Source organism: Zestomonas carbonaria (assembly GCF_904061905.1).
In the GTDB taxonomy this organism is placed as follows: Bacteria; Pseudomonadota; Gammaproteobacteria; order Pseudomonadales; family Pseudomonadaceae; genus Aquipseudomonas; species Aquipseudomonas carbonaria.
In genome coordinates this window covers 45596-68646 of the sequence record NZ_CAJFCI010000075.1, presented here as the reverse complement: position 1 = coordinate 68646, position 23051 = coordinate 45596, and the positions used below count along the sequence as shown (strand labels likewise).

Genomic DNA, 23051 nt, shown 5'->3' with positions numbered 1-23051 from the left:
TGATGCGCAAACTCGTGCACGTAGCCTTTGGGGTACTGAAGTCTGGTCGAAAATTCGACCCAGAACTCCATATCGCTTGTGCTGGATAACAGTATCTACGAGGTAGACCTCAGATCCGATCGAGCAGATGAAAACGCGGCAACGAGAGCCGCCAGCGAATCGCTGCCAGGCGGGCCAGCAGCACGGTGGCCATCGACAGGCAGGTTGCGATCCAGGCCGCCACGCCCAGCTCCAGCAGGCCGATGAACACCAGCGAGCCGGCGATGCAGGCGGTGGCGTAGATCTCCTTCTGGAAGATCATCGGGATCTCGTTGCACAGCACGTCGCGCATCACCCCGCCGGCCACCCCGGTCATCACGCCCATGATCACCGCCGCGCTCACCGGCGTATCGTGCTGCAAGGCGATCTCGGTGCCGATCACGGTGAACACCGCCAGGCCGAAGGCGTCGGCAACCAACAGGCCGGTTTCGTTGATCGGCCGGGTCAGGCGCACCCACAGCACGGTGCCGACCGCCGCCAGGGTGGCGACCAGGATGTAGGTGTCGTCGCGAATCCAGGCGACCGGATGGTTGTCGAGGATCGCATCGCGCAGGGTGCCGCCGCCCAGCGCGGTGATGACCGCGATCACCAGCACGCCGAACAGGTCCATGGACTTGCGTCCGGCCATCAGGGCGCCGGTGATCGAGAACACGGCCACGCCGAACAAGTCCGAGAAGTAGAAGAGTTTCTCCATGGCGGCGCTCAGCCGCCGACCGGCGTGCGCATGGTCACGAACTCCTCGGCGGCTGTCGGGTGCACGCCGAGGGTTTCGTCGAACACCCGCTTGGTCGCCCCGGCCTTCAGCGCCACGGCCAGCCCCTGGACGATCTCGCCGGCCTCCGGGCCGACCATGTGGCAGCCCAGTACGCGATCGCTGTCGGCATCCACCACCAGCTTCATCAGGGTGCGTTCCTGATCCTCGGTGAGGGTCAGCTTGAGCGCACGGAAGCGGCTCTCGAACAGCTTCACCTGGTAGCCCTGCTGCCGCGCCTGTTCCTCGCCCAGGCCGACCGTGCCGATGTTCGGCAGGCTGAACACGGCCGTGGGGATGTAGGCATAGTCCACCGGGCGGTATTCCTCGGGCCTGAACAGCCGGCGCGCCACGGCCATGCCTTCGGCCAGCGCCACCGGGGTCAGTTGCACGCGGCCGATCACATCGCCGATGGCGAGGATCGACGGCTCGGTGGTGCGGAAATCGTCGTCGACGCGGATGAAGCCCCGCTCGTCCAGCTCGACGGCGGTGTTCTCCAGGCCGAGGTTGTCCAGCATCGGCCGGCGGCCGGTGGCGTAGAACACACAGTCGGCCTCCAGCGCGCGGCCATCCTTGAGGGTGGCGAGCAGGCTGCCGTCGGACTGTTTGTCGATCCGCGCGATGTCGGCGTTGAATTGCAGGTCCAGGCCCTTGCGCTCCAGCTCCTCCTTGAGGTGCCGGCGCACCGCGCCGTCGAAGCCGCGCAGGAACAGCTCGCGGCGGTACAGCAGCGTGGTCTGCGCCCCGAGTCCGTGGAATATCGAGGCGAACTCCACCGCGATATAGCCGCCACCGACCACCAGCACGCGCCGGGGCAACTGCCCGAGGTAGAACGCCTCGTTGGAGCTGATCGCATGCTCGCGCCCCGGAATGTCCGGAATCTGCGGCCAGCCGCCGGTGGCGACGAGGATGTGTTCGGCGCTGAAGCGCTGCCCGTCGACTTCGACATGGTGGGCATCGACCAGCTTCGCGTGGCTTTCCAGCAGGGTGACGCCGGAATTGACCAGCAGGTTGCGGTAGATGCCGTTGAGGCGCTGGATTTCACGGTTCTTGTTGGCGATCAGCGTCGGCCAGTCGAACTTCGCCTCGTCCAGCGACCAGCCGTAGCCCTCGGCCAGCTCGAAGTCGTCGGCGAAATGAGCGCCGTAGACCAGCAGCTTCTTCGGCACGCAGCCGACGTTCACGCAGGTGCCGCCCAGGTAGCGGCTTTCCGCCACTGCCACGCGCGCGCCAAAGCCGGCGGCGAAACGCGCCGCGCGCACCCCGCCGGAACCGGCGCCGATCACGAAAAGGTCGAAGTCGTAGCTCATCTGCTCACCTCCTGAAATGCAGGCAAGCATAACCCGCCGAGCCCGGGACCTACACTGAAAGGGAAACTTGCAAGAGCCGGCACGCCGGCTCCCACGGGCAATGCGCAAGGAGAACATCCCATGCTCCCCACCCTCACCCACGTCGCCCTGCACGTACCGGACCTCGAAGCCTGCATTCGCTTCTACAGCCGCTTCTGCGGCATGCGGGTGATCCACGAACGCGCCGGCAAGGGCTCACGCATCGTCTGGATGGCCGAGCCGGGCAAGGAGCACCAGTTCATCTTCGTCATCATGCCCGGCGGCGACGACCGCCACCTGGCCCCCGACGACTACAGCCACTTCGGCTTCGCCGTGGAGAGCCGCGAGCAGGTCGATGCCATCGCCGCCGATGCCGGGCGGGACGGTTGCCTGATCTGGCCACCACGCGATGAGCCCTACCCGGTCGGCTACTACTGCGGCCTGCGCGATCCGGCCGGCAACTACGTCGAGTTCAGCTACGGCCAGCCACTGGGGCCCGGCTCCGAGGCGATGCCGATTCCATGAGCCTTCCGTAGGATGCGCCGCGCACACCGTTTACCCAGGGTTACCCTGCTGCGACGTAGGATGGGTGGCAACCCATCAGGGCGGTGATGGGTTTCACCCATCCTACGGACTGGTGCGCGCGGCGCACCTACCGGTTCGTCAGAAGGTCATGCCGGTCTTGTAGTAGTTCTCGAAGCAGAAATTGGTCGCCTCGATATAACCCTCGGCGCCACCGCAGTCGAAACGCCGGCCCTTGAACTTGTAGGCCAGCACGCAGCCGTCCTGGGCCTGCTTCATCAGTGCGTCGGTGATCTGGATCTCGCCGCCCTTGCCGGGCTCGGTCTTCTCGATCAGCTCGAAGATGTCCGGGGTGAGGATGTAGCGACCGATGATCGCCAGGTTGGAGGGGGCATCTTCCGGCTTCGGCTTTTCGACCATGGTGTTCACCCGGAAGATATCGTCGCGGATCATCTCGCCGGCGATCACCCCGTACTTCGAGGTTTCTTCCCGCGGCACTTCCTGGATGGCCACGATCGAGCAACGGAACTGGTTGTACAGCTTGACCATCTGGCTCAGCACGCCGTCGCCGTCGACGTTCAGGCACAGGTCGTCGGCCAGCACCACGGCGAACGGCTCGTCGCCGATCAGTGGGCGGCCACTGAGGATCGCGTGGCCGAGACCCTTCATCTCCACCTGGCGGGTGTAGGAGAAGCTGCACTCGTCGATCAGGCGGCGAATGCCGACCAGGTACTTTTCCTTGTCGGTGCCCTTGATCTGGCTTTCCAGCTCGTAGCTGATGTCGAAATGGTCTTCCAGCGCGCGCTTGCCACGGCCGGTGACGATGGCGATTTCGTTGAGCCCGGCATCCAGGGCCTCTTCGACGCCGTACTGGATCAGCGGCTTATTCACCACCGGCAGCATTTCCTTGGGCATCGCCTTGGTGGCAGGCAGAAAGCGGGTACCGTAACCGGCCGCGGGGAACAGGCACTTCTTGATCATGGAGGTCCTTGCAATCATGGGGCGTGAACTGCCGCGCAGTCTAATCACGCGGCACTCGCCTTACAATGACCGGTCATTGGCCGGCCGACCCCTCGATAGAGAAAGCCCAATGCGGATAGTTCCCGCGCATCGTAGATGTTGCGTCCGTCGAACAGCACGGGCATGCGCATCAGGCTGCGGACCCGCAGGAAGTCGGGCTGGCGGAACTGTTTCCACTCGGTCACCAGCACCAGCGCATCGGCTCCCTCGACGCAGGTATAGGGCGACTCGCTCAGGCACAACCGACCACTTGCCACGGCCTCCGGATACCGTCTGGCCACCTCCGCAGTGGCCACCGGATCGCAGGCCTGCACCTGAGCCCCCGCGGCCAGCAAGGCGTCGAGCAATACCAGGCTGGGCGCCTCGCGCAGGTCATCCGTGCCGGGCTTGAAGGCCAGCCCCCAGATCGCCACCCGACGCCCCTGCCAATAGCCGTCGAAATGCGCCTGCAAGGCCTCGAACAGCCAGCGCTTCTGCTCGACATTGCGTGCCTCCACCGCGCGCAGGATCGGCGCATCCAGCCCCTGCTGCTCGGCGCTCCGGATCAGCGCACGGACATCCTTGGGAAAGCAGGAGCCGCCATAGCCACAGCCGGCATAGATGAAATGGCGACCGATACGCCGGTCGCTGCCGATACCACGGCGAACGTCCTCTATGTCCACATCCAGCCGCGCGCAGAGTGCCGCCAGCTCGTTCATCAGGGAAATCCGGCTGGCCAGGAAGGCATTGGCGGCATATTTGCTGAACTCCGCGGCCCTCACGCCCATGCACAGCAGACGCTCGTGATTGCGCTGGAACGGCGCGTAGAGACGGCGCAGCAGCGCCAGGCTGTCGGGATCGTCGCAGCCGAGGATCACCCGGTCCGGCCGCATGAAATCGTCGATCGCCGATCCCTCCTTGAGGAACTCCGGGTTGCTCGCCACCGCGATGCGAATCCCCAACCCACGCCGCGCCAGCCCCGCATTGATGCTCTGCGCCACCCGCTCGCCGGTACCGACCGGCACCGTGGACTTGGTCACCACCACACAGGCATGCCGCAGCCTGGCGCCCAACTCATGGGCCACGTCCAGGACATGGGAAAGATCGGCCGAACCATCCTCGCCACTGGGCGTCCCGACCGCGATAAAGACGATGTCCGCCTGGGCGATGCCGTCCTCCAGGCGCAGGCTGAAGCGCAATTGACCATTGGCCAGGTGCGTGCGCACCAGGGTTTCCAACCCAGGCTCGTACAACGGCACCTCGCCCCGCGCCAAGCGGGCCGCCCGCAGCGTATCCCGCTCGACGCACACCACCTGGTTGCCCATCTCGGCGAAACACGCCGCACTGACCAGCCCGACATACCCAGCCCCGATCACGCATATACGCATCGCCATCCCTCCTGGTGAGTTGCGGCGATTGCAGCGGAGATGGGTGGCAGCAGTGTGAAGGATTCACGACTGCGGGATGACAGGGGGCGTGAAGTAGAGGGAAAGGAAAATCACGCCGACAAAGCGAGTTACGGAACGTACGGAACTGTGCGACTTTGTGTGGCTTCTCGAATTGACTGCAAGAAACTATCACAAGCGATTAATTTTAAAGTGGATCTAGAAGCCATTCTCCAAAACCCTAGACAGACTCAGGAGTATTCAGGGGACCGCTGAAGAACCACTACAAGTATCAGTCAGCGACTGGTTCGGGAATGAAGCCTTCGTCTCGTAGTGCCTTCACAACACCCCGAATCAAATAGCTGTTGGAGAAACCAATCGTGTACTGCCTGGCACCCTCACTGACTGGACGAAGCATGCCCTGATCGACAAGCTTCTTGAGCTGGTAGGTTCGCTGATTGGCGGTCAACCCAGGCAAAGCGGACGCCAAGTCCGACGACTTCACCACCCCTTTCTTGATGGCGAGCTTGAGTATCCTCTCTTCGCTTGCCGTGATCAGCAAGCGGGTACGCGCGATGTCCACGGCTGGGCTGAGGATATGCCGGCTCAGGTAGTCGAAGTCGGTCAGGCGATCCGCCTTATCCAGTTCTTCACGCACGCCCTCCAGAACGTAGATGCACCAGCTCTCCAGCCCTTCAGGAGTGCCACTGTCCGCGCCAGAAAGCATGGCGTAGTAGCGCTCGCGGTCATTGCAGAAAACCGCTGTCGGGTTCAGCACCCTGCCCCCGACGTTCACGTTGAAGCCGTACTTGATCAGCAACGCGTAGGTCAAAAGCCGCACCACACGCCCGTTGCCATTACCGAATGGGTGGATCCATCCGAACCGGTGATGAGCCAGCGCCACCTTCATCAGATCGTACTTGGACGGGTCCGGCCGATTCACGAAGTCGACCAGTTCGGTCATGTAGCCGGGGACAGAAACCGCATCGGGGGGAACATGGGTCGATTGGGAGATGCGAACAGCCCCCAGCCTGTATGCACCTGGCGTTCGGTCACCCTCTCTTTCCAGATCATCAACCGCAAGGTGATGCAGCTCCCGAATGAAATGCTCCGACAACGCATCGCCGGGGGCCATGGAAGTCTCGATGTACTCCATCGCCCGCTCGATGTTCGCGACCTCTCGCAGTTGGTCGCTCTCTTGCTGCCGGCCCTCTACCTTGCTTTCGACATAGTCTGCGAGGGTCGTGTGATTGCCCTCGATCCTGGCCGACCCCAGGCTCTCCAGCATGTGAAAGATCCCTTTCAACTGGTAGAAAACAGGAGGTGGCGTACTGCCTTCAAGCTGCAAGCGGCGCTGGTGCTCGAGCTCGTTGAGCACATCCACCAAAGGCGAAGCGAAGGACGGGTTCAGGAGCTGAAGCCCATGGTGAACAAATTGCGGCATACGCAAAATCATCTCAAATCGAAACGTTGGCTATCTTGAAAAAAAACCACAGAACCCAGGCATGGCAAGGGATCAACGATAGCATTACCAGGTAATTATCTTGAAATCTTGTTTGCATCAACTGCAAACGACAAGTCAGGAAAGTGCAATACGCTCTGCAGCAACGACATGCGAAGCAAGGGGAAGATTCGATAAGGCCAGGGAGGCCGCTGGGATTGAGAAGTCCGCGTTGCAGTTCCGCGATCTGCGGGCCAAGGCTGGCACCGACAAGGCGGAATCTAGTGGTGACATCCTGCAGGCACGCGACCAGCTCGGCCACACCACTGTGGCGATGACGGAGCAGTACATTCGCGAGCGGAAGGGTAAAAACATCCCCTACCCGCTGAATTGCGGAAAAACGCCGGAATTGCGGATAAAGGAAACGGAGAGTGCGATCCTCCGAAACCCGCATGAATACTGGTGCCCGAAGCCGGACTCGAACCGGCATGCCATTGCTGGCGAGGGATTTTAAGTCCCCTGCGTCTACCGATTTCGCCATTCGGGCGGTAGCACGATTGCGTCGCGGAAGTGGGATGGACTCCCGAGCGAGGGCTGGACTATATACAGCCCCTTCTCCACGGCGCAAGCCTGGCGGGAGGATTCTGAGCGTTTTCTGCAAAAACAAAAAAGCCCCGTAGATCAAACATCTACGGGGCTTTCCTATAGTGGAGGCCGAGGTCGGAATCGAACCGGCGTACACGGATTTGCAATCCGCTGCATGACCACTCTGCCACCCGGCCTCAAACGAAGACGCCGCTGGTTTGCGGCGTCTTCGTCAACTAACTGGAGCGGGAAACGAGACTCGAACTCGCGACCCCGACCTTGGCAAGGTCGTGCTCTACCAACTGAGCTATTCCCGCGTTGTCTTGGTGACGGGCGCCATTCTATAGATTCGGAACGCCCCGTCAACCCTTTGATTCAAAAAAGTTTTATTTCTTCTCGGCAGTCGTGCTGAGGTGCGGCCAGGCGGCCAGCAGGTAGTGGCACATGGACCACAGGGTCAGCGCTGCCGCAACGATCAGCAGGGAGTAGCCCAGCAACACCCAGACAGTCATCACCGGCGGGTTGGCCAGCAGGATCACCAGGGCCGCCATCTGCGCCGCGGTTTTCCATTTGCCGAGGCTGGACACCGCAACGTGCGCACGCGCGCCGAGTTCGGCCATCCACTCACGCAAGGCGGAAATCACGATTTCGCGGCCGATGATGATCGCTGCCGGCAAGGTCAGCCAGATATTGGCGTGCTCCTGCACCAGCAGCACCAGGGCCACCGCGACCATCAGCTTGTCCGCCACCGGGTCGAGGAAGGCACCGAAGGGTGTGCTCTGCTCCAGGCGCCGGGCGAGGTAGCCATCGAGCCAATCGGTGACGGCTGCCAAGGCGAATACCGCGCTGGCGGCCAGATAGCTCCAGGTGAACGGCAGGTAGAACAGCAGGATGAAGATCGGAATCAGCAGGACGCGCAGAACGGTAATCAGGTTAGGGATATTCATCGGCACATCTGGGCAGCGAGGTGAGCAGGCATTCTACTCGCTGTGCAATGCCGCATAAATCGACTCGGCGAGCTTTTTGCTGATACCGGGCGCCTTGGCGATCTCTTCCAGGCTGGCGCGGGTCAGTTCCTGCAAGCCGCCGAAATGGTTGAGCAGTTCACGCCGGCGCTTCGGCCCTACCCCTGGCACTTCCTCGAGAGTCGAGGTGCGACGCGCCTTGCCGCGCCGTGCGCGGTGGCCGGTGATGGCGAAGCGGTGCGATTCGTCGCGGATCTGCTGGATCAGGTGCAGCGCCGGCGAAGTGCCCGGCAGGGTGAACTCGTGCGCGGCGTCATTCAGGTAGAGGGTTTCCAGCCCTGGCTTGCGAGTCACGCCCTTGGCCACGCCAAGCAGGATCAGCTCGGGCACGGCCAGTTCCTGCAACACCTCCTGGGCCATGGCGAGCTGCCCCTTGCCGCCGTCGACCAGCAGGATGTCCGGCAGCTTGCCCTCTCCGTCCTTGACCTTGCTGAAACGCCGGGTGAGCGCCTGGCGCATGGCCCCGTAGTCGTCACCCGCGGTAATGCCTTCGATGTTGTAGCGGCGGTAATCGGACTTGAGCGGTCCTTCCGGACCGAACACCACGCAGGAGGCGACGGTGGCCTCGCCGCTGGAGTGGCTGATGTCGAAGCACTCCAGGCGCTGCGGCGCTTCATCCAGGTTCAGTGCCTCGGCCAGCGCATCGAAACGCGCGGCCAGGTGCTGACGGTTGGCCAGGCGCGCCGCCAACGCCTGTTCGGCGTTGGTCACCGCCAGTTGCTGCCAACGGGCACGGGTGCCGCGCACGCGATGGCTGATGCTCAGTTCGGCATCGCGAAGCTCATGGACCGCCGCGATCAACGCCGGGAAGTCCTCGTGCACCACGTTGACGATCAGCTCGCTGGGCAGTTCGCGATCCACCCCGCCCAGGTAGTACTGGGCAAGGAATGCCGACATCACCTCGTCGACGCCTTCCTCGATGGCCACCTGCGGGAAGAAATTCTTGCTGCCCAGCACCCGCCCGCCCCGCACACTGATCAGGTGTACGCAGGCACCGCCGGGGTTGATCACCGCGGCTACCACGTCAACGTCGCCGCTGCCCCCTTCCATGCTCTGCTGGTCCTGCACCCGGCGCAGGACGGCAATCTGGTCGCGCAGCTCGGCGGCACGCTCGAAATCGAGTGTCATCGCCGCCTGTTCCATCGCGACGGACAACTCCTCGCTCAATGCATTGCTGCGCCCTTCCAGGAACATCACCGAGTGGCGCACGTCCTCGGCATACTCCTCCGGCTCCACCAGGCCGACGCATGGTCCCTTGCAGCGCTTGATCTGGTATTGCAGGCACGGCCGCGTGCGGTTCTTGAAATAGCTGTCCTCGCACTGGCGCACCAGGAAAGCCTTCTGCAACAGGGCGAGGCTTTCGCGAATCGCCCCGGCGCTGGGATAAGGGCCGAAGTAACGCCCCTTCAGCTTCTTCGCCCCGCGATGGATGCCGAAGCGCGGAAAGTCGCCATCGGACAGAAACACGTAGGGATAGGACTTATCGTCGCGCAGCAGGATGTTGTAGGGCGGCCGCCATTCCTTGATCAGCGTCTGCTCGAGCAGCAGCGCCTCGGTCTCGTTGGCGGTGATGGTGGTCTCGACCTGGGTGATCTTGCCAACCAGGGCAGCGGTCTTCGGCGCCAGGCCGGTCTTGCGGAAATAGCTGGCCAGGCGCTTCTTGAGGTTCTTGGCCTTGCCGACGTAAAGCAGCTTGCCTCCCTCGTCGAGCATGCGGTAGACGCCGGGGCGTCCGCTGCAAGTGGCGAGGAAGGCGGCCGGATCGAAAGTCGCGGTCATCTCAACTGGTGGCGTCGACCATGCCGTGGCGCACGGCCAGCAGCGCCAGCTCCACGTCGCTGGTGATCGCCAGTTTCTCGAAGATGCGGTAGCGGTAGGTGTTCACCGTCTTCGGCGACAGGCAGAGCTTGTCGGAGATGGTCTGCACCTTCTGGCACTCGGCGATCATCAAGGCAATCTGGATTTCCCGCTCGGACAGCAGGTCGAATGGCGAGCCGTTGCTCTGCGGCTGGAACGGCTTGAGCGCCAGTTGCTGGGCGATCTGCGGACTGATGAAGCGCTGCCCGCCGAACACCAGGCGGATGGCCTGGACCATCTCCTCGAGCGCCGCGCCCTTGGTCAGGTAGCCCGCCGCCCCAGCCTGTAGCAGGCGGGTGGGAAACGGGTCATCCTCGCAGGCGGTCACCGCGATGACCTTCAGGTCGGGATGGCTTCGCAACAGCTTGCGGGTCGCTTCCAGGCCACCGATGCCAGGCATCTTGATGTCCATCAGCACCACATCCGGCTTGAGTTCGCGGGCCTTTTTCAGCGATTCCTCGCCGGAGTCGGCCTGCCCCACCACCTGCACCCCATCGATATCGGCCAGCATGCGTGTGATGCCGGTACGAACCAGATCATGGTCATCGACCACCAGGACCCTAATCAAACGACACCTCGTAGCACTTCAGGAGCCGCTCCCTGCAGCGATAGTTCTTGTGTGGCGGACACATTAACAAAATCTGCCGACTGGACCTAGTTTGGCCCATGCTCGTCAAAAGAAAAGCGTCAGAGAAAAAGCGGATGAAGGGAGGGATGGAGAGATGAGATGGCGGAAGCGCAGAGATTCGAACTCTGGGGGCTGTTACACCCGGCGGTTTTCAAGACCGCTGCCTTAAACCACTCGGCCACACTTCCGCATTTGCGGGGCGCAATAGTACCGGAAGGGCAAACGCTGTCAAACAGAGCCTTGATTGGCAAGGCTTTCAGGGCTCCTGGCAGGTTTCGCCAGGGCCGCCCGGAGCCAGCCGAACGAGCTCTCCGCCACTGGAAACCGCGGGCCGGCCCAGCGGTCGGAAATACCTGCATCGGTACCCGATGAGCCGGGGCTTTGGGAAAGTATTCGAACGGAACGTCAGAAAAGTCTGAAAAGATCTTCCGGGCGAGCCCGAGCGATACTTCCACGATGAGGAAATACACTGTCAAACTCTCGGCATTGGCCGTGCCAAAGCCTCTGCTATGATGCGCGAGACTACGGTCACGGACCCTCAGACCAGCAGGAGATTGCCATGCACGAACAAGATTACGCCCTAAACCAGGCGCAGGTCGGCCAACTGGAGATCAGTCGCGTACTGCGCAACACCTATAGCCTGTTGGCCATGACCCTGGCGTTCAGCGCACTGATGGCCTACGTCGCCATGCAGATGAACGTCGGCTTCATCAACGTATTCGTGCTGCTGATCGGCTTCTACGGCCTGTTCTTCCTCACCGCCAAGCTGCGTAACTCGGCCTGGGGCCTGGTTTCCACCTTTGCCCTGACCGGCTTCATGGGCTTCACCCTCGGCCCGATCCTCAACCGCTACCTGGGCATGAGCGGCGGCGCAGAAGTAGTGACGTCAGCCTTCGCCATGACCGCCCTGGTGTTCTTCGGCCTGTCCGCCTACGTGCTGACCACCCGCAAGGACATGAGCTTCCTCAGCGGCTTCATCACCGCCGGCTTCTTCGTGCTGCTCGGCGCGGTGCTGGTCAGCCTGTTCTTCCAGATCAGCGGCCTGCAACTGGCGATCAGCGCCGGCTTCGTGCTGTTCTCCTCGGCCTGCATCCTGTTCCAGACCAGCGCGATCATCCACGGCGGCGAGCGCAACTACATCATGGCGACCATCAGCCTGTACGTGTCGATCTACAACCTGTTCATCAGCCTGCTGCAACTCTTCGGTCTCGCTGGCGGCGACGACTGATCCCGGCCTGCCGGACAAAGCCCGCTTCGGCGGGCTTTTTCATGTCCGCACCGGGCATCTTCGGTATCATTTCGTCCATGTCGCTCCGTTCGGGTCCCCCATGAAGTTCGCAATCGCCCTCTTCTCTCCGCCCCACGCCCCCTCCTCACGCCGCGCCCTGCGCTTCGCCCAGGCGGTGCTCGATGGCGGCCACGAGATCGTTCGCCTGTTCTTCTACCAGGATGGCGTGCACAGCGCCTCGGCCAACATCGTCGCGCCACAGGATGAGCTGGACATCGCCGCCGAGTGGCGCGCCTTCGTCAGCGAGCACCAGCTCGACGGCGTGGTGTGCATCGCCGCCGCCCTGCGCCGTGGCGTGCTGAACGAGGAAGAAGCGCGCCGCTACGAGCGCGATGCGGCCAACCTGCCGAGCCCCTGGGAGCTGTCCGGACTCGGTCAGTTGCACGAAGCAACCCAGTTGGCCGACCGCCTGGTCTGTTTCGGAGGCAATTGAGATGGCCAAGTCCCTGCTGATCATCAGCCGCCAGGCCCCCTGGTCCGGCCCGGCCGCCCGCGAGGTGCTGGACATCGCCCTGGCCGGCGGTGCCTTCGACCTGCCGATCGGCCTGCTGTTCCTCGACGACGGGGTATTCCAGTTGGCCGCCGGCCAGCAACCCGGCCAGTTGCAGCAGAAAGACCTCGGCGCCAACCTGCAGGCACTGCCGCTGTTCGGCATCGAGTCCCTGTATGCCGCTGGACGCAGCCTTGCCGAGCGCGGCCTGGAGGAAGGCGGGCTGAGCCTGCCGGTCCAGGTGCTCGACGACATCGGGCTGGCCCAACTGATCGACCAATACGACCAGGTGATCACCCTCTGATGGCTACCTTGCACATCCTTTCCCACTCGCCGTTCAGCGATAGCCGTTTGAGCAGTTGCCTGCACCTGCTCGGCGCCGGCGACGGCTTGCTGCTGAGCGGCGACGCCGTCCATGCGTTGCAACCCGGCACCGTACAGCGCCAGGCACTGGAGCTGATGCCCGACAGCATCGCCCTCTACGCCCTCGACGAAGACCTGCAAGCCCGTGCACTCTCGGCCCCGTCGCGCGTACAGGCAGTCGACTACCCGGCGTTCGTCGAGCTGTGCACTCGCTACGCCAAGGTCAACAGTTGGCTATGAACACGCTGGTCGTTGGCGATCGCCATATCGCCCTAGACAAGGACGGCTATCTGGTCGACCTGGAGGACTGGTCGCCTGCGGTCGCCGATGCCCTGGCCGCGCAGGAGGATCTCGTCCTCGGCGCGGCGCATTGGGAAATCCTCGAACTGCTGCGCGCCTTCTACGCCGAGTTCCAGTTGTCGCCGGCGACCCGCCCGCTGATCAAGTACACCGCCCAGAAACTCGGCCCGGAGAAAGGCAACAGCCTGCATCTCAATAGCCTGTTCAAGGGCACTCCCGCAAAACTCGCCGCCAAGCTGGCGGGCCTGCCGAAGCCGACCAATTGCCTATGAATCCCGCGCCGCTCACCCTGGTCACGCCAACCGAACATCCGTTCGCCCAGTTCGTCCGCATCCTTGGCAAGGGCAAACGCGGCGCGCGCGACCTGACCCGCGAAGAAGCCCGCCAGGCCATGGGCCTGCTGCTCGACGGCGCGGTCGAGGACACCCAGCTCGGCGCCTTCCTGATGCTCCTACGCCACAAGGAAGAGAACGCCGAGGAACTGGCCGGCTTTACCGAAGCGGTGCGCGAACGGCTGGAAGCGCCGGCCATCGCCGTCGACCTCGACTGGCCGACCTACGCTGGCAAGAAGCGCCACCTGCCCTGGTACCTGCTGGCCGCCAAATGCCTGGCCGGCCAGGGCCTGCGCATCCTCATGCACGGCGGCGGCGCGCATACCGCAGGGCGGATGTACAGCGAGCAATTGCTGGAATCCCTGGACATCCCGCTGTGCCGTGACTGGGCCTCGGTCAGCCAGGCCCTGGACGAGCATCACCTGGCCTTCGCTCCGATGGTGGACTGGATGCCGCGCCTGCAACGCATGATCGACCTGCGCAATACCCTCGGCCTTCGCTCGCCGATCCACTCGCTGGCGCGCATCCTGAACCCGCTCCAGGCGCGTTGCGTCCTGCAGAGCATCTTCCATCCCGGCTATCAGGAGCAGCACCGCGAAGCCAGCCGCCTGCTTGGCGATACCGCGGTGGTAATCAAGGGCGAAGGCGGCGAGATCGAGATCAACCCGGATGCGCGCAGCCATCTCTATGGCACCGTGAACGGCTTGAGCTGGGACGAGGAATGGGCGCCGCTCTCGCCCCTTCGCCACGTCAAGCCCGAGCAACTCGACCCGGCCCACCTGCTGGCCTTCTGGCGTGGCGAGGCGGAAGACGCCTATGGGCAGTTGGCCGTCCAGGCCACCATGGCGCTGGCCCTGCGTGGCCTGGGAACCCCGCAGGAGCAAGCCTTCGACGTCGCCGCGCAATATTGGGATGCACGGAAAAGATCGATCTGGCCGATAAAAACACCCTGATTTTTCCGTCATTCGTTCGATCGAACTGACCTAGACTGGCCCCCTATCCGAGCCACATCCGGGAGCCTGATCATGGGCCTGCTGATCGATGGACACTGGCGTGACCAGTGGTATGACACCAAACGGGACGGCCGTTTCCGCCGTGAAGATGCGCAACGGCGCAACTGGATCACCGCCGACGGCGGCCCTGGCCCCAGCGGCGAAGGTGGCTTCCCCGCCGAAGCCGGCCGTTACCACCTGTACGTTTCGCTCGCCTGCCCCTGGGCGCACCGCACGCTGATCTTCCGCAAGCTCAAGGGGCTGGAGTCGCTGATCGACGTTTCCGTGGTCAGTTGGCTGATGGGCGAACAGGGCTGGACCTTCGACACCTCCCACGGCTCGACCGGCGATCCCCTCGACGGCCAGACCTACCTGCACCAGCGCTATACCCTGGACGATCCACACTACAGCGGCCGGGTCACGGTCCCTCTGTTGTGGGACAAGCAGCGCGGACGCATCGTCAGCAACGAATCGTCGGAAATCATCCGCATGTTCAACAGTGCTTTCGACGACCTTACCGGCAACCGCCTGGACCTCTGCCCCGCTCATCTAGTCGATGAAATCGACAGGCTCAACGCGCGCATCTACCCGGCGGTAAACAACGGCGTGTACCGGGCCGGCTTCGCCACTACCCAGGAAGCCTACGAGGAAGCCTTCAAGGCGCTATTCGCCGAACTGGACTGGCTGGAAGCGCGCCTGGGCCAACAGCGCTACCTGGCCGGCGAATACCTGACCGAGGCCGACTGGCGCCTGTTCACCACCCTGATCCGCTTCGACGCCGTGTATCACGGCCATTTCAAGTGCAACCTGCAACGCCTGGCCGACTTCCCGAACCTGTCGAACTGGCTGCGCGAGCTATACCAATGGCCGGGCGTGGCCGAAACGGTGAACTTCGAACACATCAAGCACCACTATTACGCCAGCCATCGCACCATCAACCCCACCGGCGTGGTGCCGCTCGGCCCGCGGCTGGACTTCAGCGGCCCGCATGACCGCGAGCGCCTGCCGGGCAAGGGGATTCTCAGTCGGTAGGCACGTCGTCGCCCTGTTCGCCTTCGAACCAGGCCAGCTTGTCGCGCAGCTTCACCACTTCCCCGACGATCACCAGGGTCGGGGCGTGCACTTCATGCCGGGCCACCAGCTCCGGCAGGTCGGCCAGGGTTCCGGTGAATACCCGCTGCTTGTGGGTGGTGCCCTGCTGCACCAGCGCCGCCGGCGTATCGGCGGCGCGGCCGTGACGAATCAGTTGCTCGCAGATCACCGGCAGGCCGACCAGCCCCATGTAGAACACCAGGGTCTGTCCGGGCGCGACCAGGTCCGCCCAGGGCAGATCGCAACTACCGTCCTTGAGATGTCCGGTGACGAAACGCACCGACTGCGCATGGTCGCGATGGGTCAGCGGGATGCCGGCGTAGGCCGCGCAGCCGCTGGCGGCAGTGATGCCCGGCACCACCTGGAAGGGAATGCCGTGGGCGGCCAGCTCCTCGATCTCCTCGCCACCCCGGCCGAAGATGAACGGGTCGCCACCTTTCAGGCGCAGCACCCGCTTGCCCTGCTTCGCCAGGTCGACCAGCCGTTGGTTGATCTGCTCCTGCGGCAGGCTGTGATCGGCGCGCTGCTTGCCGACGTAGACGCGCTCCGCATCGCGCCGACACAGCTCGATGATCGCTGGCGCCACCAGACGGTCGTAGAGCACTACGTCGGCCTGCTGCATCAGGCGCAGGGCGCGGAAGGTCAGCAGGTCCGGATCGCCCGGACCGGCGCCGACCAGGTAGACCTCGCCCAGAGCGCGTGGCGCGGCATCCGACAACTTGTCTTCGAGCAGACGCTCGCCCTCGCCCGGCTTACCGGCGAACACGCTCTCGGCGACCTGCCCCTGGAACACGTCCTCCCAGAACACCCGGCGCTGCTGCACGTCAGGCAACGCGGCCTTGACCCGGGCGCGGAACTTCTTCGCCAGTCCGGCGAGCTGGCCATAGGCGGCAGGAATCCAGGTCTCGATCCGGGCACGAATCAAGCGCGCCAGCACCGGCGCGTCGCCGCCGCTGGAGACGGCGACCAACAGCGGCGAACGATCGACGATGGCGGGGAAGATCACCGTGCACAGCGCCGGTGAATCGACCACGTTGACCGGCACCCCGCGCGCCTGCGCATCGCGGGAGACACGTGCGTTCAATGCCTCGTCGTCGGTGGCGGCGATGGCCAGCACCACGCCATCGAGATCGACCGTGTCATAGCCCCGCTGCGCCACCTCGGCTGCCAGGCCACGCAGCTCGTCGAGAACGTCCGGCGCCACCACCCGCAACGAGGCGCCGGCGTCCGCCAGCAACCGCGCCTTGCGCAACGCCACCTCGCCACCGCCGACGACCAGCACCGGACGGCCCTTGAGGTTGTGGAACAGGGGAAGGAAATCCATAGAAGCAGCTCCAAGCGGCAAGCTTCAAGCCGCAAGCGGAGCTGCTTTTACTTGCAGCTTGTGGCTTGTAGCTTGCAGCCGTTTCAGATGACTTCGATACCGCCCATGTAGGGCTTGAGCACTTCCGGCACGCGGATCGAGCCATCGGCCTGCTGGTAGTTCTCCAGCACCGCCACCAGGGTACGCCCCACTGCCAGGCCGGAGCCGTTCAGGGTGTGTACCAGTTCCGGCTTGCCGGTTTCCGGGTTGCGCCAGCGCGCCTGCATGCGGCGGGCCTGGAAGTCTCCACAGTTGGAGCAGGAGGAAATCTCCCGGTACTTGTCCTGGCTCGGCACCCAGACCTCCAGGTCGTAGGTCTTGGTCGCGCTGAAACCCATGTCGCCGGTGCACAGTGCCAACACGCGGTACGGCAGCTCGAGCAGTTGCAGAACCTTCTCGGCGTTGGCGGTCAGGTTCTCCAGCGCCTCGAAGGACTTGGACGGCTCGACGATCTGCACCATCTCCACCTTGTCGAACTGGTGCTGGCGGATCATCCCTCGCGTGTCGCGGCCGGAGGCGCCAGCCTCGCTGCGGAAGCACGGGGTGTGGGCGACGAACTTCAGCGGCAATTGCTTGGCCTCGAGGATCTCGCCGGCGACGATGTTGGTCAGCGACACCTCGGCGGTCGGGATCAGGTAGAAGTCGGCTTCGCCGTCGCGGCCGATCTTGAACAGGTCTTCCTCGAACTTCGGCAACTGGCCGGTGCCTTGCAGGGCCGGTGCTTGCACCAGGTACGGGGTATAGGCCTCCTCGTAGCCATGCTCGCGGGTGTGCAGGTCGATCATGAACTGCGCCAGCGCGCGGTGCAGACGGGCGATCGGTCCGCGCAGCAGGGCGAAACGGGCGCCGGAGAGCTTGGCGGCGGTCTCGAAATCCAGCCAGCCGTGCTGCTCGCCGAGAGCGACGTGATCCTTGATCTCGAAATCGAAGCTTTTCGGAGTGCCCCAACGACGCACTTCAACGTTGTGGTCCTCGTCGTCGCCCAGCGGCACGGATTCGTGTGGCAGGTTCGGCAGGCCGAGCAGCACCGCATCCAGCTCGGCCTGGATCGCGTCCAGCTCCTGCTTGCCCTGGGCCAGTTCGGTGGCCATGCGCTCGACATCGGCCATCAGCGGCGCGATGTCCTCGCCGCGCGCCTTGGCCTGGCCGATGGACTTGGAACGCGTATTGCGCTCGGCCTGCAGTTGCTCCGTGCGGGTCTGCACCGCCTTGCGGCGCGCCTCCAGACCCTCGATGAGCGCCACGTCCAGTTGGTAGCCGCGAGTCGCCAGACGCTCGGCCACCATCGGCAGTTCACTACGAATCAGTTTGGGATCGAGCATGTTGGTTCTCGTCTATCAGAGTTTGGCGAAAGTCAGCCCTGCCCAGGTAGCGAGCAGGCCGCCGAACACGCTGGCACCCAGGTAGGCCATGGCCATCGGCAATTGCCCACTCTCCAACAGGCGCAGCGTGTCGAGGGAAAAAGAAGAAAAAGTGGTCAGGCCGCCGAGGAAGCCGACGATCAGGCCAGCGCGCAGTTCCAACGGAATATCCGGGCGCAGCAGGAACAGGCCGTACAGGTAGCCGATCAGCAGGCAGCCGACGATGTTCACGCCCAGGGTGGCCAGGTAGAAGTGCTGCGGCCAATGCGCGGAAACCCAGTTGCCGGCGGCGAAGCGCAGCAGGGTACCGACCATGCCGCCGGCCGCGACCGCCAGCACCACACCGATCATGGTTTCCTCCGCTGCCAGGAGCTGGCGCGATCCTGCGCGGCCAGGTGTTCGAGCTTGTCGCGAATCTTCAGCTCCAGGCCACGCGGCACCGGCTGGTAGTAGTGCCGGGGCTCCAGCTCCTCGGGGAAGTAGTCCTCGCCCGCCGCGTAGGCATCCGGTTCGTCATGGGCGTAACGGTATTCCTCGCCGTAGCCCAGTTCCTTCATCAGCTTGGTCGGCGCATTGCGCAAGTGCAGCGGCACTTCCAGCGAGCCGTGCTCGGCGGCATCGCGCATCGCCGTCTTGAATGCCATGTACACGGCATTGCTCTTCGGCGCGCAGGCCAGGTAGACGATGGCCTGTGCCACCGCCAGCTCGCCTTCCGGGCTGCCCAGGCGCTCCTGCACGTCCCAGGCGTTGAGGCACAAGGTCAGGGCGCGAGGATCGGCGTTGCCGATGTCTTCGCTGGCCATGCGCACCACGCGCCGGGCGATGTACAGCGGGTCGCAGCCACCGTCGAGCATCCGCGCGAACCAGTACAGCGCGGCGTCCGGATTGGAGCCCCGCACGGACTTGTGCAGCGCGGAAATCTGGTCGTAGAAGGCCTCGCCGCCCTTGTCGAAGCGACGGCGGCTGTCGCTCAGCAGGTTCTGCAACAGCCCGGCGTCGATAGCCTGGCCATCTTCCACCAGGTCGGAGGCGTTCTCCAGCAGGTTGAGCAGGCGCCGGCCGTCGCCATCGGCCGCGGCCAGGAGAATCCGGAAGCTGTCCTCGGGCAGGCTCAGACGGCGCTGTCCAAGGCCCTTCTCCTCTTCCAGCGCGCGCCGCACCAGCTTGCGCATGGCCGCCTCGTCCAGGCTTTTCAGCACATAGACGCGAGCCCGCGACAACAGGGCGTTGTTCAGTTCGAACGAAGGATTCTCCGTCGTGGCTCCGATGAAGATCAGCGTGCCGTCTTCCACATAGGGCAGGAAGGCATCCTGCTGCGACTTGTTGAAGCGGTGCACCTCGTCGACGAACAGGATGGTCCTCCGCCCGTATTGCGCGGCCTGCTGCCTGGCCATCTCCACCGACTGGCGGATTTCCTTGACGCCGGAAAGTACTGCGGAAATCGTCTCGAAATGCGCGTCGGAAACCTTTGCCAGCAGCTTGGCCAGGGTGGTCTTGCCCACGCCCGGCGGCCCCCAGAAGATCATCGAGTGCAACGCGCCCTGCTCCAGCGCCTCACGCAGCGGCTTGCCCGGCGCCAGCAGGTGCTCCTGACCGACGTACTCGTCCAGGCTGGTCGCGCGAAGACGGGCGGCCAGCGGCTGGGCAATCGGTGCGGAGCTGAACAGGTCCATGGTCAGGTCATTCCTGGATGACGTCTGCGCCTTCCGGGATCTTGAAGTCGAACTGACCGGCGTCCACCGGTTCGTTCATCTTCACGCCGAAGAACAGGATGTTGGTGCGCTGGCCGACGCTGTCGATCAGTTGCATATCGTTGATCACGCCCTTGCGGAAAGACAGGCGCAGGTTGTCGAACAGGGTGTCCCTGGCCTTCGGCTTCAGGGTGAAGTCGACCACGTCGCCGGCTTCCTTGTGGCTGATCTCGAAGTTGTCGCTGATCTTCGAAACGTCGCCCGAGAGCAGCAGCGCCGGTGTGTGGGTCAGGCGCTGGTCGAGGTTCTGGATGGTCACCTGCTCGAGGTCCGGGTCGTACAGCCAGACCTTCTCGCCGTTGGAGACCAGCAACTGCTCCATGGGCGCGTCGGTGTGCCAGCGGAACAGGCCCGGTCGTTTGAGGATCATCTCGCCGGAGGTTTCCTGCAACTGGGTGCCGGAGCCGTCCAGGGTCAACTGCGAGAAGCGCCCGCCGATGGTCTGGGCCTTGCCGAGCAGATCGGTCAGGCGCTGTACCGAACCCTGGTCAGCCAGGGCCGGTATGGTCGCGAAGCCGAGCACGGCGATCAACAACAGGCGGATCAGGCGCATGAAAGTCCTCTTTTCTCGATGGGAATGCAAAAGCAGCAGTTTACCGGGAGTCGCCGCGCATTGCCCGTGGCAACGCGCGGCGGTGGATCAATCGCGGACCGGCGCCGGCGCGATCACTTCCCGGGAGCCGTTGGTGTTCATCGCGGTGACCACGCCGGCCATCTCCATCGCCTCGATCATTCGCGCGGCGCGGTTGTAGCCGATCTTCAGCTTGCGCTGCACCGCGGAAATCGACGCCCGGCGGGACTCGGTGACGAAGCGCACGGCCTCGTCGTAGAGCGGATCGTCCTCGCTGCCCTCGCCGCCTTCGCCGGAACCGCCCTCGAAACCACCCGAGGAACCGCCCTCGTCGGCACCGGCGAGGATGTCCTCGATGTAGTCGGGCGCGCCACGCAGCTTCCAGGCCTCCACCACACGATGCACTTCTTCGTCGGAGACGAAGGCGCCGTGCACGCGGATGGGCAGGCCGGTGCCCGGCGGCAGGTAGAGCATGTCGCCGTGGCCGAGCAACTGTTCGGCGCCGCCCTGGTCGAGGATGGTGCGCGAGTCGATCTTGCTCGATACCTGGAAGGCCATGCGGGTCGGGATATTGGCCTTGATCAGGCCGGTGATCACGTCCACCGACGGCCGCTGGGTGGCCAGGATCAGGTGGATGCCCGCGGCCCGCGCTTTCTGCGCGATCCGCGCGATCAGCTCTTCGACCTTCTTGCCGACGATCATCATCATGTCGGCGAACTCGTCGACCACCACCACGATGGTCGGCAGCGGCTTGAGCAGCGGGGCTTCGTCTTCCATGCTCTCGCGACGGTACAGCGGATCGGACAGCGGCGTGCCAGCCTCCTCCGCGTCCTTGACCTTGCGGTTGAAGCCGGCCAGGTTGCGCACGCCCATCGCCGCCATCAGCCTGTAGCGCCGCTCCATCTCGGCAACGCTCCAGCGCAGGGCGTTGGCGGCTTCCTTCATGTCGGTCACCACCGGGCAGAGCAGGTGCGGAATGCCCTCATAGATCGACAATTCGAGCATCTTCGGGTCGATCATGATCAGCCGCGCCTGTTCCGGCGTGGACTTGAAGAGGATCGACAAGATCATCGCGTTGACCCCCACCGACTTACCGGAGCCGGTGGTACCGGCCACCAGCAGGTGCGGCATCTTCGCCAGGTCGGCGATGATCGGCTTGCCGCCGATGTCATGGCCGAGCGCGAGCGTCACGGGCGACTTGGCGTCGTCGTATTCGCTGGATTCGAGCACTTCGGAGAAGCGCACGATCTGCCGGTCCTCGTTGGGAATCTCGATGCCGACCGTGGTCTTGCCGGGGATCACCTCCACCACCCGCACGCTGATCACCGCCAGCGAGCGCGCCAGGTCCTTGGCCAGGTTGGAGATGCGGCTGACCTTGACACCGGCCGCCGGCTGGATTTCGAAACGGGTGATCACCGGGCCGGGGTGCACGGACTCGACGGTGACCTCGACGCCGAACTCCTTGAGCTTGATCTCCAGCAGGCGCGACATGGCCTCCAGGGACTCCGGCGAGAAGCTCTTCTGCTTCTTCTCGGCGCGGTCGAGGATGGAAATCGGTGGCAGGGTGCCTTCCACTGCGCTGTCGACGAACAGCGGTGCCTGCTTCTCCTTCAGCACGCGCTTGCTCGGCTCGGCGGCCTTGGGCGGCGGAGGCGGCGCGATGACCGGTGCTGGCCGGCTCTCACGCTCGATCATGTGGCGGCTCAGCGACTCTTCGCGCTCGATCAGGCGCTCCTTGACCTTGGCCTGCTCGCGGCGATCCGGCACCACGGGGGCGGCGACTTCACTGACCCGCTCGTCCACCTCGCGAAGCTTGGCCACCAGTTGCCTGCGCTCCAGCCGGGCGCTCCACCAGCGGTTCACCAGCCCCTGGATCAGCTCGACGAGATCAAGGGTGATCTTGCCGGTCAGGTCCATCACCTTGAACCAGGACAGGTCGGTGAACACGGTCAGGCCGAACAGGAACAGCGCGATGAACAACAGGGTGCTGCCCTGCACGTTCAGCGCGGCAACGGCCAGTTGGCCGAGGCTTTCGCCCAGCGCACCGCCCGCCGAGGCGGGCATGCCGGAGCCGGAGTGAAAATGGATGTAGGCCAGCGCCGCGCCGGACAGCACCAGGAACACCAGGCCGATCAAGCGCCAGGAAAACAGCCAGCCGCTCCATTGCCAGGGCTGGTGGCGGTTACGGAAGACCTGCCAGGTCTTCACCGCGAGCAGCAGCGGGAATACGTAGGCGAAATAGCCCAGGACCATGAACAGGATGTCGGCGAACCAGGCGCCGGCGCGTCCGGCGGCATTCTGTACCTGCTCGACATTGCTGGTGTGCGTCCAGCCCGGATCGTTCTGGTCGTAGGTCAGCAGAGCCATCCACAGATAGAGGCACAAGGCACCCAGGGCAATCAGCGCCCCTTCCTTGAGCCTGTACGACAGTTGCTGACGCCAGGCCGGAGCCTGAACATTCGTGTTCGATTTCTTCAAAACGCGTGTTTTCCTGCACTCGTTACGCGCCCAGCAACCGACCGGATGACTGGAGCGCGGCCTATTGTACGGCTTTACCCGCGACATGCCATGCCGAATCCAGGAGGCTC

22 protein-coding genes, 4 tRNA genes and 1 pseudogene are annotated in these 23051 nt (G+C 64.1%); 9 read left to right on the top strand and 18 right to left on the bottom strand.

Translation table 11 applies throughout. The features are described 5' to 3' along the window. Positions 1-109: 109 nt before the first annotated feature. Together PSEWESI4_RS18925 and gorA are read right to left on the bottom strand one after the other, a co-directional pair. Complete coding sequence (locus tag PSEWESI4_RS18925; RefSeq protein WP_187672778.1) at positions 110-733, bottom strand: trimeric intracellular cation channel family protein; 624 nt, start codon at positions 731-733, stop codon at positions 110-112. A gap of 8 nt (positions 734-741) precedes the next feature. Next, positions 742-2100, bottom strand: a complete 1359-nt coding sequence (gene gorA, locus PSEWESI4_RS18920) for a glutathione-disulfide reductase (protein WP_187672777.1) — start codon at positions 2098-2100, stop codon at positions 742-744. A gap of 120 nt (positions 2101-2220) precedes the next feature. Here gorA and PSEWESI4_RS18915 point away from each other — a divergent pair, with 120 nt between their 5' ends. After that, positions 2221-2643 (top strand): VOC family protein, encoded by a 423-nt coding sequence (locus tag PSEWESI4_RS18915; protein WP_187672776.1) that lies wholly within the window; start codon positions 2221-2223, stop codon positions 2641-2643. A 138-nt stretch (positions 2644-2781) separates the two neighbouring features. On the opposite strand, the gene galU is transcribed toward PSEWESI4_RS18915, so the two are convergent. The 3 genes from galU to PSEWESI4_RS18900 all read right to left on the bottom strand — a co-directional run bounded on the left by galU (position 2782) and on the right by PSEWESI4_RS18900 (position 6468). Beyond that, positions 2782-3621 (bottom strand): UTP--glucose-1-phosphate uridylyltransferase GalU, encoded by an 840-nt coding sequence (galU, locus tag PSEWESI4_RS18910; protein ID WP_187672775.1) that lies wholly within the window; start codon positions 3619-3621, stop codon positions 2782-2784. Positions 3622-3665: 44 nt separating this feature from the next. After that, positions 3666-5027 (bottom strand): UDP-glucose dehydrogenase family protein, encoded by a 1362-nt coding sequence (locus PSEWESI4_RS18905; RefSeq protein WP_187672774.1) that lies wholly within the window; start codon positions 5025-5027, stop codon positions 3666-3668. A 289-nt stretch (positions 5028-5316) separates the two neighbouring features. After that, positions 5317-6468 carry a Fic family protein gene (locus PSEWESI4_RS18900; RefSeq protein WP_187672773.1) on the bottom strand — a complete coding sequence of 384 codons (1152 nt, stop codon included), beginning with the start codon at positions 6466-6468 and terminating at the stop codon, positions 5317-5319. Positions 6469-6640: 172 nt separating this feature from the next. Here PSEWESI4_RS18900 and PSEWESI4_RS18895 point away from each other — a divergent pair. Beyond that, positions 6641-6841 (top strand): annotated as a pseudogene (locus PSEWESI4_RS18895) (tyrosine-type recombinase/integrase); the annotation flags it as partial. A gap of 84 nt (positions 6842-6925) precedes the next feature. Here PSEWESI4_RS18895 and PSEWESI4_RS18890 read toward each other — a convergent pair. The 7 genes from PSEWESI4_RS18890 to PSEWESI4_RS18860 all read right to left on the bottom strand — a co-directional run bounded on the left by PSEWESI4_RS18890 (position 6926) and on the right by PSEWESI4_RS18860 (position 10748). Continuing rightward, positions 6926-7012 (bottom strand) — tRNA-Leu (locus PSEWESI4_RS18890). 161 nt (positions 7013-7173) lie between these two features. Further along, a tRNA-Cys gene (locus PSEWESI4_RS18885) sits at positions 7174-7247 on the bottom strand. 44 nt (positions 7248-7291) lie between these two features. Then, positions 7292-7367: transfer RNA gene (locus tag PSEWESI4_RS18880), tRNA-Gly, on the bottom strand. Positions 7368-7436: 69 nt separating this feature from the next. Beyond that, entirely contained in the window at positions 7437-7997 is a 561-nt protein-coding gene (gene pgsA, locus PSEWESI4_RS18875) for a CDP-diacylglycerol--glycerol-3-phosphate 3-phosphatidyltransferase (RefSeq protein WP_187672772.1), read from the bottom strand. A 33-nt stretch (positions 7998-8030) separates the two neighbouring features. Beyond that, entirely contained in the window at positions 8031-9854 is a 1824-nt protein-coding gene (uvrC, locus tag PSEWESI4_RS18870) for an excinuclease ABC subunit UvrC (RefSeq protein ID WP_187672771.1), read from the bottom strand. A gap of 1 nt (position 9855) precedes the next feature. Continuing rightward, positions 9856-10500, bottom strand: a complete 645-nt coding sequence (gene gacA, locus PSEWESI4_RS18865) for a response regulator transcription factor GacA (RefSeq protein ID WP_187672770.1) — start codon at positions 10498-10500, stop codon at positions 9856-9858. Positions 10501-10660: 160 nt separating this feature from the next. Continuing rightward, positions 10661-10748, bottom strand: a tRNA-Ser gene (locus tag PSEWESI4_RS18860). Between the two features lie 371 nt (positions 10749-11119). On the opposite strand from PSEWESI4_RS18860, the gene PSEWESI4_RS18855 reads away from it, so the two are divergent. The 7 genes from PSEWESI4_RS18855 to PSEWESI4_RS18825 all read left to right on the top strand — a co-directional run bounded on the left by PSEWESI4_RS18855 (position 11120) and on the right by PSEWESI4_RS18825 (position 15357). Beyond that, on the top strand, positions 11120-11788 hold the full coding sequence (locus tag PSEWESI4_RS18855) for a Bax inhibitor-1/YccA family protein (protein WP_187672769.1): 669 nt from the start codon (positions 11120-11122) through the stop codon (positions 11786-11788). Between the two features lie 100 nt (positions 11789-11888). Next, a complete protein-coding gene (tusD, locus tag PSEWESI4_RS18850; protein WP_187672768.1) occupies positions 11889-12281 on the top strand; it encodes a sulfurtransferase complex subunit TusD in 393 nt (130 codons plus the stop codon). 1 nt (position 12282) lies between these two features. Next, complete coding sequence (gene tusC, locus PSEWESI4_RS18845; protein WP_187672767.1) at positions 12283-12642, top strand: sulfurtransferase complex subunit TusC; 360 nt, start codon at positions 12283-12285, stop codon at positions 12640-12642. Then, positions 12642-12941 (top strand): sulfurtransferase complex subunit TusB, encoded by a 300-nt coding sequence (gene tusB, locus PSEWESI4_RS18840; protein WP_187672766.1) that lies wholly within the window; start codon positions 12642-12644, stop codon positions 12939-12941. Before tusC ends, tusB begins: the two co-directional genes overlap by 1 nt. Beyond that, positions 12938-13273 (top strand): TusE/DsrC/DsvC family sulfur relay protein, encoded by a 336-nt coding sequence (locus tag PSEWESI4_RS18835; RefSeq protein ID WP_187672765.1) that lies wholly within the window; start codon positions 12938-12940, stop codon positions 13271-13273. The genes tusB and PSEWESI4_RS18835 overlap by 4 nt, the downstream gene beginning before the upstream one ends. Continuing rightward, a complete protein-coding gene (locus PSEWESI4_RS18830; RefSeq protein WP_187672764.1) occupies positions 13270-14286 on the top strand; it encodes a glycosyl transferase family protein in 1017 nt (338 codons plus the stop codon). Before PSEWESI4_RS18835 ends, PSEWESI4_RS18830 begins: the two co-directional genes overlap by 4 nt. Positions 14287-14358: 72 nt before the next feature. Then, the gene (locus tag PSEWESI4_RS18825; RefSeq protein WP_187672763.1) at positions 14359-15357 is read left to right on the top strand and encodes a glutathione S-transferase family protein; all 999 of its coding nucleotides are present in this window, start codon (positions 14359-14361) and stop codon (positions 15355-15357) included. Here PSEWESI4_RS18825 and cysG read toward each other — a convergent pair. The 6 genes from cysG to ftsK all read right to left on the bottom strand — a co-directional run bounded on the left by cysG (position 15347) and on the right by ftsK (position 22941). After that, positions 15347-16741: a siroheme synthase CysG gene (cysG, locus tag PSEWESI4_RS18820; RefSeq protein ID WP_187672762.1), complete on the bottom strand. Its 1395-nt coding sequence runs from the start codon at positions 16739-16741 to the stop codon at positions 15347-15349. The genes PSEWESI4_RS18825 and cysG overlap by 11 nt on opposite strands. 83 nt (positions 16742-16824) lie before the next feature. Next, positions 16825-18102, bottom strand: a complete 1278-nt coding sequence (gene serS, locus PSEWESI4_RS18815; protein ID WP_187672761.1) for a serine--tRNA ligase — start codon at positions 18100-18102, stop codon at positions 16825-16827. A gap of 15 nt (positions 18103-18117) precedes the next feature. Then, complete coding sequence (gene crcB / locus PSEWESI4_RS18810; RefSeq protein WP_187672760.1) at positions 18118-18492, bottom strand: fluoride efflux transporter CrcB; 375 nt, start codon at positions 18490-18492, stop codon at positions 18118-18120. After that, complete coding sequence (locus PSEWESI4_RS18805; RefSeq protein ID WP_187672759.1) at positions 18489-19814, bottom strand: replication-associated recombination protein A; 1326 nt, start codon at positions 19812-19814, stop codon at positions 18489-18491. The genes crcB and PSEWESI4_RS18805 overlap by 4 nt, the downstream gene beginning before the upstream one ends. Before the next feature lie 7 nt (positions 19815-19821). Next, a complete protein-coding gene (gene lolA / locus PSEWESI4_RS18800) occupies positions 19822-20445 on the bottom strand; it encodes an outer membrane lipoprotein chaperone LolA (protein WP_187672758.1) in 624 nt (207 codons plus the stop codon). 87 nt (positions 20446-20532) lie between these two features. Continuing rightward, positions 20533-22941 (bottom strand): DNA translocase FtsK, encoded by a 2409-nt coding sequence (ftsK, locus tag PSEWESI4_RS18795; RefSeq protein WP_187672757.1) that lies wholly within the window; start codon positions 22939-22941, stop codon positions 20533-20535. Between the last annotated feature and the right edge of the window lie 110 nt (positions 22942-23051).